This is a genomic window from Streptomyces sp. NRRL F-6676 (assembly GCF_000725625.1).
Lineage (GTDB): Bacteria > Actinomycetota > Actinomycetes > Streptomycetales > Streptomycetaceae > Streptomyces.
This window is the reverse complement of record NZ_JOHS01000041.1, coordinates 22,829-37,964: the sequence shown is the minus strand read 5'-3', so window position 1 is coordinate 37,964 and position 15,136 is coordinate 22,829. Positions and strand designations below refer to the sequence as shown.

Genomic DNA, 15,136 nt, shown 5'->3' with positions numbered 1-15,136 from the left:
GCGCCGGGTCGCGAGGCTCGCCACCGGACGGGCCCCGCCCGCGTGCTCAGTGGGCGCGAAGACCGGCGAGGTGGAGGCGGAGGAAGCGGCGCCACGAAGTGTCGTCGCCGTCGGGGGAAGCGGCGACCACCGCCCGGATCGCGACGATGAGCGCCTTCATGTCGCCCGCTGTCACGTCCTGCGCGAGATACCCCGCGTCGACCGCCTTCCGGGTGAGCTGCCGGACTCGGTCCGCCGTTCGCGCGCTCGTCTCGTCGTCGCCGGAGACCCGGTCGGCCAAGGCCGCCGCGTACCGGCGCTTCTCCGCGTTGAAGGCCCCCACGAATTCGAGGAATTCCTCCAGGCCGGCGGCGGGGTCGGGGTGGGCGAGAGCGGCTGCGGCGGCCTGGTCCAGCTCGTCGACGAAGAGCCGCGCGATGGCGTCCAGGAGGGCGTCCTTGCCGGCGAACCGCCGGTAGATCGTGCCGACGCCGAGACCGGCGCGGGAGGCGATGGCCTCCATGCTCGCCTGCGGTCCCTGCTCGGCGAAGACCGCGCGGGCGGCGTCGATGACGATCGCGTCATTGCGCAGCGCGTCCCGGCGGGGAGCGCGGCGAGAGGGCGAGGGGCCGGTACGTGGGTTCACGGCCCCAGTGTACGCGGAAACGGAACTGGCATTCCGTATCGTGTTAAGGTGAATACAGATTCCGGATCGATGAGGGGAAGCCGCTCATGAGGACCACGGCCGGCTGGCAGAGCCTTGCACCGAACAGCAACGCGCTGACGCGCGTCACCATCGAGCGGCGCGACCCGCGCCCCGACGACATCGCCGTGCGGATCGACTACTGCGGTGTCTGCCACAGCGACCTGCACCGCATCCACGGGATGCTCGGGGAGACGGAGCTGGTCCCGGGGCACGAAGCCACCGGCGTCGTCGTCGCCACCGGCCGGGCGGTCACCGGCTTCGTCGTGGGCGAGCGGGTCGCCATCGGCACGATCGTCGACTCGTGCGGCGAGTGCGCCATGTGCGAGGCCGGGCAGGAGAACTACTGTTACAACCGCCCGACCACCACCTATGGCGGAACCGACCGTGTCGACGGCACCCCGACCAAGGGGGCCTACAGCCGTGAGTACGTCCTGCGTGAGAAGTTCGCCCTCCCCTTGCCCGACGGGCTCGACCCGGCCGCCGCGGCACCGCTCATGTGCGCCGGCGTCAGCGTCTGGGAGCCCCTGCGGGCCGCCGGGGTCGGCCCGGGCAGCCACGTTGCCGTCGTCGGCCTGGGAGGGCTCGGCCACCTCGCGGTGAAGCTCGCCGTCGCGCTCGGAGCCGAGGTGACCGTCCTCAGCCGCAGCGCCGCCAAGGAGCGGGACGCGCTGAGCCTGGGGGCGACCGGACTGCTGGTGACCACCGACGAAGCCCGGGTCGCCGCGGCACGGGGCCGCTTCGATTTCGTCCTCGACACCGTCTCCGCCGATCACGCGCTCACGCCGCTCATCGGCATGCTGGGACTCGACGGAACCCTGTGCGTCCTCGGGAACCCCTTGCTGTCCGGGCCACAGCTCTGGGAGCTGGGGGCCGGCCGCAAGAAGCTCACCTCCTCCGGCACGGGAGGGCTGCGGCAGACCGTGGAAATGCTGGACTTCTGCGCCGCGCACGGCATCACGGCCGACGTCGAGATCCTTCCCTCGAGCGAGGTCGAAACGGCGTTGAACCGCCTCGCCGACGGCGATGTCCGCTACCGGTTCGTACTCGACATGTCCGACCTCGACACGTAGCCGTCCTTCACGAGGCCGGGCCCGGTGCGCCGGGCGTCCCCGGGCCCCGCCTCGCTGATCCGAACGGCAGGTCCTAGTACGGCCAGAGCGGCGGGTCGGTCAGGAAGCGGCCGCCCACGTGGGTGGTCGCGGGGGCTTCGCCCTGTGCGGCCAGCAGCGCGGGGGCGAACCTCTCGGAGTCGTCCTGCGGGGCGTAGCCCAGCGCCCGCGCGCCGGTGAGGTCCCACCACAGCCGCGTGTTCGCGGAGGAGCCGTAGACCACCGTGTGGCCGACGTCCGGCGCCGTCAGCGCCGCGTGGAAGAGCCGCGCACCGTCCTCCGGGCTCATCCACAGGGACAGCATCCGCACGTCCACCGGCTCGGGGAAACAGGAGCCGATACGGACGGAGACCGTCTCCACGCCGTGCTTGTCCCAGTACAGCTGCGCGAGGTCCTCGCCGAAGGACTTGGACAGTCCGTAGAAGGTGTCGGGGCGGCGCGGGGTGTCGACGGGGATGAGCGGATCACCGCTCCCCGGCACCGGCGTGTACCCCACCGCGTGGTTGGACGACGCGAAGACGACCCGCTCCACGCCCTCCTCCCGCACCGCCTCGTACAGGTGGTACGTCCCCTCGATGTTGGCCGCGAGGATCTTCTCGAACGTGGACTCCACGGAGATCCCCGCGAGGTGCAGCACCGCGTCGACCCCGCGCACCGCCTCCCGCACGGCCCCCCGGTCGGCGAGGTCGCCGACGATCGCGTCCGGCTCGCCCTCGACCGGCCGGACGTCGAACAGCCGCAGCTCGTAGCCGTACGAGGGCAGCAACTCCCGCATCAGCGTGCCGAGTCCGCCGGCGGCGCCGGTGAGCAGAACGGTGCGGGGAGCGGGCATCCGCGGTCTCCTTGAGTCGGCCGGTACGAGCATGTGCGGGCACGGGAAACGCGCGCCTCATCCATTCACATGCGTGGACACGCTACGAAGGGACGTTCTCCCGCGTCAAGTACCCCTCGCCCCGCCCCCATCGCGTCGTCGTGCACGCTTGACCCGTGCCAGGGCCGCCGCTTAGCGTGGCGTCGTTCATGAGTGTGTACGTGAATCAGAAACATGGAAGGCGTGTCGGGGGCGCGACCACCCGTGCGCCCCTGCCCAGGGAGAGCCCGTGACCTCGTCCCCTCTCGCCGCTCGTCTCAGTGTGCCCAGCGGGCCGCTGTTCTTCCCCGTCACCGCGTACGGCCCCGACGGCGCCGTGGACCCGACCGCCTATCGCGCGCATGTGCGCCGGGGCGTCGAGGCCGGGGCCGCGGCCGTCTTCGCCTGCTGCGGCACCGGCGAGTTCCACGCGCTGACGCCGGAGGAGTACGAGGAGTGCGTACGGGCGGCCGTGGCCGAGACCGCCGGGCGCGTGCCCGTCGTCGCGGGCGCGGGCTACGGCACCGCGCTCGCCACGCGACTCGCGCGCCGCGCGGAGGCCGCGGGCGCCGACGGTCTGCTCGCCATGCCGCCCTACCTGGTGAAAGCCGGCCAGGAGGGCCTGCTGCGGCACTACCGGGAACTGGCCGCCGCCACCACGCTCCCGGTCGTCGTCTACCAGCGCGACAACGCCGTCTTCACTCCGCGGACCGTCGTCGAACTGGCCCGCACCGAGGGCATCGTCGGCCTCAAGGACGGCCACGGCGACCTCGACCTGATGCAGCGCACGATCAGCGCCGTGCGCGGCGAGGTGCCCGGCGACTTCCTCTACTTCAACGGCCTGCCCACCGCCGAACAGACCCAGCTCGCCTACCGGGCGCTCGGCGTCTCCCTGTACTCCTCGGCCGTGTTCTGTTTCGTCCCCGAGATCGCCGTCGCCTTCCACCACGCGCTGCGCGACGGCGACGACGCGACCGTGCGGCGCCTGCTCGACGGCTTCTACCGGCCCTTCGTCGAACTGCGCGACCGGGGCCGCGGCTACGCTGTCTCCCTGGTCAAGGCGGGCGTACGGCTGCGCGGGCTCGATGTGGGCGAGGTGCGGCCGCCGCTGCACGAACCGTCCGAGGACCACGTCAAGCAGCTCGCGGCGCTCGTCGACCGCGGCTGCGCACTGCTGGAGGAGGACCGGTGAAGGCGTCGGCGTTCGTCTACCCCTGGGACGTCAACGGGGACCCGGAGGCGCCCGGGCGCATCGCCGGGCTCGGGGTGCGGCAGGCGACCCTGGCCTCCGCGTACCACTCCACGCGCGCACTGACCCCGCGCCACCCCCGGCACCGGATCGTGACGGCCGAGCACGCCGCCGTGCTGTACCCGGCGGGGGAGCGGTGGCAGGGGCGCGCGCTGCGGCCGTACGCCGCCGGGGACTGGGCGCCGGGGGACGCCTTCGGCGAGGCCGCCGCCGCGCTCACGGACGCCGGTCTCGAGGTGCACACCTGGGTCGTGCTCGCGCACAACTCCCGGCTGGGCGCCGAGCATCCGGAGACCTCCGTCGTCAACGCGTACGGGGACCGCTACCCGTGGGCACCCTGCATCGCGCAGCCCGCCACGCGTACATACCTCGTGGACCTCGCGGCGGAGGCGGCCGTGCGGCCGGGCGCGGCCGGTACCGAGCTGGAGTCGCTCGGCTGGTACGGGTTCGCGCATCTGCACGCCCACGACAAGACCGGCGGGGTCGGGCTCGGCGACGCCGGGCAGTACCTGATGTCGCTGTGCTTCTGCGGGACGTGCCGGGCGGGGTACGGCACCGACGCGGACGAGCTGGCGGCGGCCGTACGGGACGCGCTGGAGCCGGTGTGGCGGGGGGCGCCCTCCGGCGGGGGATGGCCGGCGGTGGAGAAGCTGCTCGGCGCGGAGCGGGCGGCGCTCACGCGGGCGTGGCGGGAGCCGGTGGCGCGGTCCTTGCGGGAGGAGGCGGTCGCGGCGGTGCGGGGGGTGGCGCCTGAGGGCTTCCAGGTGCTGCTGCACGCGGATCCGGTCTGGTACCACGTCGGGGCCAACGCGGGCGTCGACCCCGGGCATGTTCTCGGGGTGGCGGACGGGGTGGTCGTGCCGTGCACGGGCGGGGCGGGGGCGCTGGTTCCGTTCGCGGAGCGGGCGGGGGACGGAGGTTCCGTACTGGCCGCGAACCTCACCGTGGTGTCCGGGATGGGCGGCAGCCCGGGCACGCTGGCGGCGGACGCGCGGGGGGCGGCGGAACTGGGCGCGACGGAGTTGCGCCTGTACCACGCCGGGTTGGCGTCGGACGCGGACCTGGCGGCGGTACGGACCGCTCTCGCGGAGCTGCACCACTGATTCTCTCGGCTGACCGCCGGTGGGGCTTCTCGCGTGGTGCCCCTTCAGGGGCGCGGGGAACCGCGCGACCAGCCACGGCCCACCCGCGCCCGCCGACGAACCCACCCACCCGAGCTCTCCCGCGCCGGGGTGCAAGGGGCGGGGCCCCTTGAAGGGACGATGGGGGTCCCCCTGCTCATGGGGGTCCCCCCTGCTCGAGCGCAGTCGAGAGCTTGGGGGAGAAGCCGAGAGCTTGGGGGAGGGCAGGGGCGGCGGGGGCGAAAACCGCTTGGGCGGTGGCGATGAGTTTCGGGGGCCCGGGCCGTCCAACCTTCGAGGGGCGAACTCCGTATCCCGCCCCCCGAGCGAGGAGACACGCATGGACACCACCGCCGTCGACCTGGGCCCGCAAACCCTCATCGTCGCCCGGCTCGCGGACACCGTCCGGGACGCACAGCTCACGGACCCCACCCCCTGCCCCGGCTGCTCCGTGGGAAGCATGATCGGCCACCTGTTCGGACTGTCCGTCGCCTTCCGCGACGCCGGCCGCAAACGGCTCGGCGCCACGACGGACACGGCCCCGGACGTCGCCGGCACGGACCTCCCGCCCGGCTGGCGGACGGAACTGCCGAAGGCGCTGGAGGAACTCGCGTCGGTGTGGCGCGAGCCGGAGTCGTGGAGCGGCACGACCCGGGCGGGCGGGGTGGACCTGCCGGGTGCGGTCGCCGGGGCGGTCGTGGCGGACGAGCTGGTGATCCACGGATGGGACCTGGCGCGGGCGACGGGGCAGGAGTACGCACCGGACGAGGGCGCCCTGCGCATGGCACACGGCTTCCTGGCGGCGGCGGAGGACAAGGAACGGGGCGAGGGCGTCTTCGGGCCGGTCGTCCGCGTGGAGGAGAGCGCGCCGCTGCTCGACCGGGCGCTCGGCCTCAGCGGCCGCGACCCGGCCTGGCGCCGCCCGTAGCCACGTCCCGGCCCTGCGGGGTCGAGACAATCCCGTCGGAACCATTGACGCCCCGTCACCGCGCGCCTACCTTCATCGCGTCGTACTTCGTACGTCATATATGAGACGCGATATCCGAGAGGCGCGCATGACCTCTGTGCCCACGCCGATCCCTTCCCGCACGCAATTCGTGCTGGAAGGGATCAAACACCGCATCCTCACCGGACAGCTCAGCCCCGGCCACCCCCTCGTCGAGACCGAACTCGCCGCACAGTTCGGGGTCTCCAAGACCCCCGTCCGCGAGGCGCTCAAGACGCTGGCCGGCACCGGGCTCGTCGTGATGAACCAGTACAAGGGCGTCACGGTGCGCACGGTGGACGCGGACATGGCGCGCGAGGTCTACGACGTACGCCTCCTGCTGGAACCGGAGGCCCTGCGCCGCTCCGTCCGGCGCGGCTCCGCCCTGGACGCCGCCCGCGACGCCCTCGCCCGCGCCGACCGGGCCGCCGACACCGCCGAACGCTCCCTGGCCAACCGGGAGTTCCACCGCGCCCTCTACGTCAGCTGCGGCAACCCCCTGCTCGGCCGGATGCTCGACGAGGTGCGCGACCAGGCCGCCCTCGTCTCCGCCGTCGTCTGGTCGACCCACCCCTCCTGGGAGCAGGAGGCCGCCGAGCACCGCGAGATCCTGCGGCTCGCCCTGGCCGGCGACGCGGACGGCGCGGCCCGCGCCCTGCACGCCCACATCGCGGACTTCGTACGGCGGGCCTTCCCGGACGCGGCGGACGAGACCCCCGAGGGCACCCTCCCCCAGGTGCCCCGGCCCCGTGAGGAGGAAGGCCGGCGATGAGCGGCAGCAGCGTGGCGTTCGAGGCACAACGGACCGCCCTGGCCGACGTGGTGGCGATCCCGGTGACCCCGTTCGCCGAGGACGGCACCATCGACCGGGACACCCACCGGGCACTGCTGCGCCGGCTGCTCGACGGCGGCGTCGGCATCCTCACCCCCAACGGCAACACCGGCGAGTTCTACGCCCTCACCCCCGACGAGCGGCGCCTGGTCACCGAGTCGACCATCGACGAGGCGGGCGACCGGGCCAGCGTCCTCGTCGGCGTCGGCCACGACGTGCCGACCGCCGTCGCCTCCGCCCGGCACGCCCGCGAACTCGGCGCCCAGATGGTGATGGTGCACCAGCCCGTGCACCCCTACGTCTCCCAGGGCGGCTGGGTCGACTACCACCGGGCGGTCGCCGAGGCCGTGCCCGAACTGGGTGTCGTCCCCTACATCCGCAACGCGCTGCTGCCCGGCGCCCGGCTCGCCGAACTCGCCGACGCCTGCCCCAATGTGATCGGCGTGAAGTACGCCGTCCCGGACGCCGCCCGCTTCGCCGGCTTCGCGCGCGACGCGGGGCTCGAACGGTTCGTCTGGGTCGCGGGGCTCGCCGAGCCGTACGCCCCCTCGTACTTCTCCGCGGGCGCCACCGGCTTCACCTCCGGGCTCGTCAACGTCGCCCCGGCCGTCTCGCTGAACATGATCGAAGCGCTTCGATCGGGCGACTATCCGGCGGCCATGAAGATCTGGGAGCAGATCCGCCGCTTCGAGGAACTGCGCGCGGCCAACGGCTCCGCCAACAACGTCACCGTCGTCAAGGAGGCCCTCGCCTCGCTCGGCCTGTGCCGGCGCGACGTACGCCCGCCGAGCAAGCCGCTGCCCGAGGACGAGCGGGCCGAGGTCGCCGCGATCGCCGCGGGGTGGTCGATATGAACGCCCCCGCCCCCAAGCGCCCGGAGGAGCTGCGCAGCCACCAGTGGTACGGCACGGACGGGCTGCGCTCCTTCAGCCACCGCGCCCGCACCCGTCAGCTCGGCTACCTCCCCGAGGAGCACCTGGGCAAGCCGGTCGTCGCCGTCCTCAACACCTGGTCCGACATCAACCCCTGCCACGTCCATCTGCGCGACCGCGCCCAGGCGGTCAAGCGGGGGGTCTGGCAGGCCGGCGGCTTCCCCCTCGAATTCCCGGTCTCCACCCTCAGCGAGACCTTCCAGAAGCCGACCCCCATGCTCTACCGCAACATGCTCGCCATGGAGACCGAGGAGCTGCTGCGCTCCTACCCGGTCGACGGGGCGGTGCTGATGGGCGGTTGCGACAAGTCCACCCCCGCGCTGCTGATGGGCGCCGCCAGCGTCGACCTGCCGGCCGTGTTCGTGCCCGCCGGGCCGATGCTGCCGGGCCACTGGCGCGACGAAGTGCTCGGCTCCGGCACCGACATGTGGAAGTACTGGGACGACAGGCGGGCCGGCCTCATCGGCGACTGCGAGATGCAGGAGCTGGAGAGCGGCCTGGCCCGTTCGCCCGGCCACTGCATGACCATGGGCACCGCCTCCACCCTGACCGCCGCCGCCGAGGCGCTCGGCGTCACGGTTCCCGGCGCCTCCAGCATCCCGGCCGTCGACTCCGGGCACGACCGCATGGCGGCCCGGGCGGGCATGACGATCGTGGACCTGGTCCACCGGGACCGGAAACCGAGCGACATCCTCACCGCCGACGCCTTCGAGGACGCCGTCACCACCGTGCTCGGCCTCGGCGGCTCCACCAACGCGGTGATCCATCTGATCGCCATGGCGGGCCGCGCGGGCGTCACCCTCACGCTCGACGACTTCGACCGCATCGCCCGCACCGTCCCGGTCCTCGCCAACGTCCGCCCCGGCGGACAGACCCATCTGATGGAGGACTTCCACTTCGCCGGCGGACTGCCCGGCTTCCTCTCCCGCATCCCGGACCTGCTCCACCTGGACCGCCCCACCGTCTGCCACGACACCCTGCGCGAGCAGCTCGCCGGCGCTCAGGTGCACCACGACGACGTGATCCGCCCCCGCGACAACCCGGTCGCGGACGAGGGCGGGGTCGCCGTCCTGCGCGGCAACCTCTGCCCGGACGGCGCCGTCATCAAGCACATCGCCGCCGAACCGCGTCTGCTCAAGCACACCGGACCCGCCGTCGTCTTCGACGACTACAAGCAGCTCCAGCGCACCATCAACGCCCCCTCGCTCGGCATCACCGCCGACAGCGTCCTCGTGCTGCGCAACGCGGGCCCCAAGGGCGGACCCGGCATGCCCGAGTACGGCATGCTGCCGATCCCGGACCACCTGCTCAAGCAGGGCGTGCGGGACATGGTGCGGATCTCCGACGCCCGGATGAGCGGCACCAGTTACGGCGCCTGCGTGCTGCACGTGGCGCCCGAGTCGTACATCGGCGGACCGCTCGCCCTGGTGCGCACCGGCGACACGATCACCCTCGACGTGGACGCGCGGACACTTCAACTCAACGTCAGTGACGAGGAGTTGGCGCGTCGGCGGGCGGAGTGGACGCCGCCGCCCGTGCGGTACGAGCGGGGCTACGGCGCGCTCTACTCCGAACAGATCACCCAGGCCGACACCGGCTGCGACTTCACCTTCCTGGCCCGCAAGGGCACCGTGCCGGACCCGTACGCGGGCTGACGCCCACCTCCGAAAGAGATCGCCGAAGCGCTTCAGCCATGACTCATGTGCATGTAGCAAGCGCTTCCTGCACCGTCCGTACACGACCCCTCGCAAGCGAACGGAGAAGAGTCATGGCCCAAGCCGCAGCCGTGGCGAAGCCCCCCGCGCCACCCCGGCGGCGCCGTGCCTCCGCGACGCCGCGCAGGCTGCCGTATCTGCTGATCGCCCCGGCCGTCCTGCTCATGCTGGGTTTCATCGCCTACCCGGTGATCAGCGTCTTCTACTACAGCCTTCAGAACTACAACCCCACCAAGCCGTGGCGGAACGGCTTCGCGGGCTTCGACAACTTCGTCCACGCCTTCACCGACGACCCGCAGTTCTGGGACACGCTCACCTTCAGCGCCAAGTGGGTCGTGGTGGAGGTCGGGTTGCAGCTCCTCCTCGGCCTCGCGCTCGCCCTCATCGTCAACCAGACCTTCGCCGGCCGGGCCTTCGGCCGCGCGCTGGTCTTCTCCCCGTGGGCCGTCTCCGGTGTGCTGACCTCGGCCATCTGGGTGCTGCTCTACAACTCCCAGACCGGCGTCAGCCGTTACCTCGCCGACCTGGGCGTCGGCGAGTACGGCACCAGCTGGCTCTCCGACACCTCCACCGTCTTCCCGGCGGCCGTCGTCGCCGATCTGTGGCGCGGGGTGCCCTTCTTCGCCATCCTCATCCTCGCCGACCTCCAGTCCGTCTCCCGCGATCTGTACGAGGCCGCCGAGGTGGACGGGGCGAGCAGGCTCCAGCAGTTCTGGCACATCACGCTGCCGCATCTGAAGGACGCCATCGTGCTCTCCACGCTGCTGCGCGCGGTGTGGGAGTTCAACAACGTCGACCTGCTCTACACCCTCACCGGCGGCGGCCCAGCCGGCGAGACCACCACGCTCCCGCTGTACATCGCCAACACCAGCGTCGACGCGCACAACTTCGGTTACGCCTCGGCCCTGACCACCGTCGCCTTCGTGATCCTGCTCTTCTGCTCGATCGTCTATCTGCGGCTGAGCAAGTTCGGAGGGGAGGGCAAGTGATCACCGGATACGGTACGAAGGACGAAGCGCACGGCACGGACATCGACGCCGTCGCCGCGCCCGCCCCCGGCCCCGAGCGGCCCGCGCCGCCCCGCCGCGGCCGGCGGCGCGCCTGGGACGAGGTGCCCCGCTGGCAGATCTACGTCCCGCTCTCGCTCTACCTGGTCTTCACCCTCGTCCCCTTCTACTGGATCCTGCTCTTCGCGGTCCGCCCGGCCGGCTCCACCTCGCTGGCGCCCTGGCCGATGACCACCGAGCACTTCGAGAAGGTGTGGACCGAGCGGGCGTTCGGCACCTACTTCCAGAACAGCGTCCTGATCGGCGTCGCCACCCTGGTGATGACCACCCTGGTCGCGCTCGCCGGCGGGTACGCCCTCGCCCGGTTCGACTTCAAGGTCAAGCGGGGCTTCCTGCTCGCCCTGCTCTGCTCGCAGTTCGTGCCCGGGGCGCTGCTGCTCGTGCCGCTGTTCCAGATCTTCGCCAAGCTCCAGATGATCAACTCGCTGGGCAGTGTCATCATCGCCGAGACCGTCTTCCAGCTGCCGCTGTCGATGATCCTGATCAGCGGGTTCATCCGGAACGTGCCCTACTCCCTGGAGGAGGCCGCCTGGGTCGACGGCTGCGGCCGGCTCACCGCGTTCCGCATCGTCGTCCTGCCGCTGCTGCGGCCCGGACTGATCGCGGTCGGTTCCTTCGCCTTCGTGCACGCCTGGAACCACTTCCTGTTCGCGCTGATGTTCCTCTCCGACCAGAGCAAGCAGACCATCCCCGTCGGTCTCAACACCCTGATGAACGCGGACAGCGTCGACCTCGGCGCGCTCGCCGCGGGCGGCATCATCGCCGCCGTGCCCGTGGTGATCGTCTTCGCGTTCATCCAGAAGTGGCTGATCACCGGCTTCAGCGCGGGGGCGGTGAAGGGCTGACATGACCGCCGCCGACCCCCTCGCCGCCACCGCCGCCGAACCCGTCGCGGCCGCCACCGTGCCGCTCCCCACCCCGATCCCCGTCGTGCTCGCCGGGGCCCGCGGCCACGGCGGGTGGCACCTCGCCAACATCGGCCGCCTCCAGGACAAGGGACTCGTCCGGCTCGCCGGGATCTGCGAGCTGAAGCCCCTCACCCCCGACGAGATCCCCGACGGCCTCGGCACCCCCGCGCAGTCCTCCGACCTCGGCGCGCTGCTCGACGCCACCGGCGCCCGGATCGCGGTGATCTGCACCCCGATCCCCACCCACACCGACCTCGCCCTGGCCGCCGCCGCGCGCGGGACGCACCTGCTCCTGGAGAAGCCGCCGGCCCCCTCGTACGCGGAGTTCCGGCGCATGGCCGACGGAGTCGCGGCGGCCGGGGTGGCCTGCCAGATCGGCTTCCAGTCGCTGGGCTCGCACGCCGTGCCCGCGATCCGCCGGATGGCCGGCGAGGGGCTGATCGGTGAGATCCGGGGCGTCGGCGGCGCCGGTGCCTGGGTGCGCGACGAGGCCTACTACCGGCGGGCGCCCTGGGCGGGCAGACGGCGGCTGCACGGCGCCGACGTCGTCGACGGGGCGCTCACCAACCCCCTCGCGCACGCCGTCGCCACCGCCCTCGCACTCAACGGCACCGACCGCGCCGAGGACGTCACCGGCATCGAGACCGAACTGCTGCGCGCCAACGCCATCGAGTCCGACGACACCTCCTGCGTCCGCGTCGCCACCGCGACGGGCCGCCGGGTCACCGTCGCCGCCACGCTCTGCGCCGAACGGGCCGACGAACCGTACGTCCTGGTCCACGGCGACCGGGGCCGGATCACCTTCTGGTACAAGCAGGACCGCGTCCTGCTCCAGCGGGCGGGGCGCGGCCCCGAGGAACTGAGCTACGGCCGCACCGACCTGCTGGAGAACCTCGTCGCCCACCTCACCGAGGGCGCCCGGCTGCTGGTGGCGCCGGAGGCGACCGGCGCGTTCATGCGGGTCGTCGAGGCGATCCGCAGCGCCCCCGACCCGGCCCCGCTGCCCGCCGGTGCCTGGCACCGGCCGCCCGGCGAGGACCGCCGGGTGGTGCCCGGGATCGACGGGCTGGTCGCGGCCGCCGCCGACACCCTCGCGCTCTACTCCGAACTGGGCGCCCCCTGGGCGGCCCCCGCCCACGCGTCCACCGGGGCCCCCGCGTTCACAGAGACGCCCGCGTCCACCGGGACACCCGCGTCCGCCGCCGCTCCCGAAAGGCAGGCGAGCACCTGATGACCACGCCGAGCAGGACCGGCGCACCGGCCACACCGCACGACACCCCCGTGCTGCGCGTGGCGGGCCGCCCCGTCGGCCGCTACGTCACCCGCCCCGAACTCCCCGGCCGGCTCTCCCCGCGCCCCTACCTCCACCCCGTCACCACCCTGGCCGGCACGGCGGTCACCGAACTGCGCCCCGCCGACCACCTCCACCACCTCGGCGTCGGTGTCGCCGTCCCCGACGTCGAGGGGCACAACTTCTGGGGCGGCCGCACCTTCGTCCGCGACCGGGGCTCCACCGAGCTCGACAACCACGGCGTCCAGCGCCACCGCGCCTTCCGGCTCATCGACCCCGACGGCTTCGTCGAGGAACTGAGCTGGACCGCCGACGGCCGCGAACTCCTGCGCGAACGCCGGACCGTGGCCGCCACCGCGCTCACCGACACCGCCTGGGCACTGGACTTCACCTTCTCGCTCACCAACACCACCCCAGGACCCCTGTCGTTCGGCAGCCCCGCGACCAACGGCCGCCCCGGCGCGGCCTACGGCGGCTTCTTCTGGCGGGCCCGCAAGGAGGCCACCGCCCCGCACGCCTTCACCGCGGAGGCCGAGGGCGAGGCGCGGGTGCACGGCCGGTGCGCCGACTGGCTCGCGCTGGCCGGCGCCGACTGGACGCTGGTCTTCGCCGGGGCCACCGCCGACACCCGCCGCGACCCCTGGTTCGTGCGCGCCGAGGAGTACCCCGGCGTCGGCTCCTCCCTCGCCCACGCCGCACGGCTCCCGGTCCCCGCCGGAGACACCGTCGTACGGCGGATCGTCACCGTCGTCGCCGACGGCCGGCTCTCCCGCGCCGAGGCCGCCGCCCTCGTCCGCCGGGCGGTGAGCCCATGACCGCCGCGCCCGCCCCGGGCACCTACCGCAACCCGGTGCTGAACGCCGACTGGTCCGACCCGGACGTCGTCCGCGTCGGCGACGACTTCTACCTCACCGCCTCCAGCTTCGGCCGCGCCCCCGGACTGCCGCTGCTGCACTCCCGCGACCTCGTCAGCTGGACCCTGGTCGGCCACGCCCTCGAACGCCTCGAACCCGAGGAGGAGTTCGCCTCCCCCCGGCACGACTGCGGCGTCTGGGCGCCTTCCCTGCGCCATCACGACGACCGGTTCTGGATCTTCTGGGGCGACCCCGACCACGGCATCCACCAGGTCAACGCCCCCGCGATCCGCGGCCCCTGGACCCGCCCGCACCTGGTCAAGGGGGGCAAGGGCCTGATCGACCCCTGCCCGCTGTGGGACGACGAGACCGGCGAGGCATACCTCGTGCACGCCTGGTCCAAGTCCCGCTCCGGCATCAAGAACCGCCTCACCGGCCACCGTATGCACCCCGACGGCACCGGACTCCTCGACGAGGGCAAGGTGATCGTCGACGGCGACCGCATCCCCGGCTGGTTCACCCTGGAAGGGCCCAAGGCCTACCGGCACGACGGCTGGTTCTGGATCCTCGCGCCCGCCGGGAGCGTGGAGACCGGCTGGCAGGGCGCCTTCCGCTCGCGCGGCTTCTTCGGCCCGTACGAGGAACGGATCGTCCTGGAGCAGAAGGACACCGACGTCAACGGCCCGCACCAGGGCGGCTGGGTACGCACCCCGGCCGGCGAGGACTGGTTCCTGCACTTCCAGCAGCGCGGCCCCTACGGCAGGGTCGTCCACCTCCAGCCGATGCGTTGGGACGACGACGGCTGGCCGGTGCTCGGGGACAACGGCGCCCCCGTCGCCGTCCACCGGCGGCCCGCACTGCCGCCGCAGCCGGCCGCCGCACCCGCCACCGACGACGACTTCCCCGGCGGACGGTACGGCCGCCAGTGGCAGTGGGCCGCCAACCCCCAGGCCGGCTGGGCCACCCAGCACTCCGCCGACGGACTGCGCACGGCCTGCGTCCGCACCACCGGCGCGCACGACCTGCGCACCGTGCCGCACCTCCTGACCCAGCGGCTGCCGGGCGAACCCCGCACCGTCGAGGTCGACCTGCGGCTGCACAGCGAGGAACCCGGGGCACGGGCCGGACTCGCCGTCCTCGGCGACGCGTACGGCTGGATCGGCCTGGAGCGGGGCGCCGACGGGACCGCCCGCCTGGTGCACCGGTTCGCCGAACCCGTCGCCGAGCGCGAACGGGACGCCGCGCACCCGGTGCCGGTGCCCGGCGCCCGGGCCCGGCTGCGCGTCGAGATCGGCGCCGGGGCGCGCTGCCGCTTCTCCTACGACCTCGGCGCGGGACCCCGGCCGTCCGGCCCCGTCTTCGCCGCCACCCCCTGGCGCTGGGTCGGCGCGCTGCTCGGACTGTTCGCCCTGGCCCCCGAGGGCCAGGGGCACGCCGGGGCGGCGACGTTCACCCGGTTCCGGGTCATGACCCCCCAAGAGCACCACCGGAAGAACCCGTAGATCCAGCAGATCCAGCAGATCCAGCAGAAGAGAGCC

General features: G+C 73.0%; 14 protein-coding genes. 12 read left to right on the top strand and 2 right to left on the bottom strand.

Annotated features, from left to right (window positions below; all coding sequences use genetic code 11):
- Positions 1-46: 46 nt before the first annotated feature.
- Positions 47-625, bottom strand: a complete 579-nt coding sequence (locus tag IO29_RS23175; protein ID WP_030379016.1) for a TetR/AcrR family transcriptional regulator — start codon at positions 623-625, stop codon at positions 47-49.
- A gap of 86 nt (positions 626-711) precedes the next feature.
- Between IO29_RS23175 and IO29_RS23170 the strand changes: the two genes are divergently transcribed.
- The gene (locus tag IO29_RS23170) at positions 712-1,755 is read left to right on the top strand and encodes an NAD(P)-dependent alcohol dehydrogenase (protein ID WP_030379015.1); all 1,044 of its coding nucleotides are present in this window, start codon (positions 712-714) and stop codon (positions 1,753-1,755) included.
- Positions 1,756-1,828: 73 nt separating this feature from the next.
- On the opposite strand, the gene IO29_RS23165 is transcribed toward IO29_RS23170, so the two are convergent.
- Positions 1,829-2,626: an NAD-dependent epimerase/dehydratase family protein gene (locus IO29_RS23165; protein WP_030379014.1), complete on the bottom strand. Its 798-nt coding sequence runs from the start codon at positions 2,624-2,626 to the stop codon at positions 1,829-1,831.
- A 268-nt stretch (positions 2,627-2,894) separates the two neighbouring features.
- Between IO29_RS23165 and IO29_RS23160 the strand changes: the two genes are divergently transcribed.
- The 11 genes from IO29_RS23160 to IO29_RS23110 all read left to right on the top strand — a co-directional run bounded on the left by IO29_RS23160 (position 2,895) and on the right by IO29_RS23110 (position 15,100).
- The gene (locus tag IO29_RS23160; protein ID WP_030379013.1) at positions 2,895-3,836 is read left to right on the top strand and encodes a 5-dehydro-4-deoxyglucarate dehydratase; all 942 of its coding nucleotides are present in this window, start codon (positions 2,895-2,897) and stop codon (positions 3,834-3,836) included.
- Positions 3,833-4,996 (top strand): hypothetical protein, encoded by a 1,164-nt coding sequence (locus tag IO29_RS23155; RefSeq protein WP_030379012.1) that lies wholly within the window; start codon positions 3,833-3,835, stop codon positions 4,994-4,996. Before IO29_RS23160 ends, IO29_RS23155 begins: the two co-directional genes overlap by 4 nt.
- Positions 4,997-5,354: 358 nt before the next feature.
- Positions 5,355-5,942, top strand: coding sequence for a TIGR03086 family metal-binding protein (locus tag IO29_RS23150; RefSeq protein WP_030379011.1), 588 nt, complete (start codon positions 5,355-5,357; stop codon positions 5,940-5,942).
- 127 nt (positions 5,943-6,069) lie between these two features.
- Positions 6,070-6,771 (top strand): GntR family transcriptional regulator, encoded by a 702-nt coding sequence (locus IO29_RS23145; protein ID WP_030993917.1) that lies wholly within the window; start codon positions 6,070-6,072, stop codon positions 6,769-6,771.
- Entirely contained in the window at positions 6,768-7,685 is a 918-nt protein-coding gene (locus IO29_RS23140) for a dihydrodipicolinate synthase family protein (RefSeq protein ID WP_030379009.1), read from the top strand. The genes IO29_RS23145 and IO29_RS23140 overlap by 4 nt, the downstream gene beginning before the upstream one ends.
- Positions 7,682-9,418, top strand: a complete 1,737-nt coding sequence (araD, locus tag IO29_RS23135) for an L-arabinonate dehydratase (RefSeq protein ID WP_030379008.1) — start codon at positions 7,682-7,684, stop codon at positions 9,416-9,418. Before IO29_RS23140 ends, araD begins: the two co-directional genes overlap by 4 nt.
- A 113-nt stretch (positions 9,419-9,531) precedes the next feature.
- Positions 9,532-10,467 (top strand): carbohydrate ABC transporter permease, encoded by a 936-nt coding sequence (locus IO29_RS23130; RefSeq protein WP_030379007.1) that lies wholly within the window; start codon positions 9,532-9,534, stop codon positions 10,465-10,467.
- A 41-nt stretch (positions 10,468-10,508) separates the two neighbouring features.
- Entirely contained in the window at positions 10,509-11,390 is an 882-nt protein-coding gene (locus IO29_RS23125; protein ID WP_030379006.1) for a carbohydrate ABC transporter permease, read from the top strand.
- A gap of 1 nt (position 11,391) precedes the next feature.
- On the top strand, positions 11,392-12,684 hold the full coding sequence (locus IO29_RS23120; protein WP_078618196.1) for a Gfo/Idh/MocA family protein: 1,293 nt from the start codon (positions 11,392-11,394) through the stop codon (positions 12,682-12,684).
- Positions 12,684-13,559, top strand: a complete 876-nt coding sequence (locus IO29_RS23115) for a DUF6807 domain-containing protein (RefSeq protein WP_030379004.1) — start codon at positions 12,684-12,686, stop codon at positions 13,557-13,559. The genes IO29_RS23120 and IO29_RS23115 overlap by 1 nt, the downstream gene beginning before the upstream one ends.
- Positions 13,556-15,100, top strand: a complete 1,545-nt coding sequence (locus IO29_RS23110; RefSeq protein WP_030379003.1) for a glycoside hydrolase family 43 protein — start codon at positions 13,556-13,558, stop codon at positions 15,098-15,100. Before IO29_RS23115 ends, IO29_RS23110 begins: the two co-directional genes overlap by 4 nt.
- The last annotated feature ends 36 nt before the right edge of the window (positions 15,101-15,136 follow it).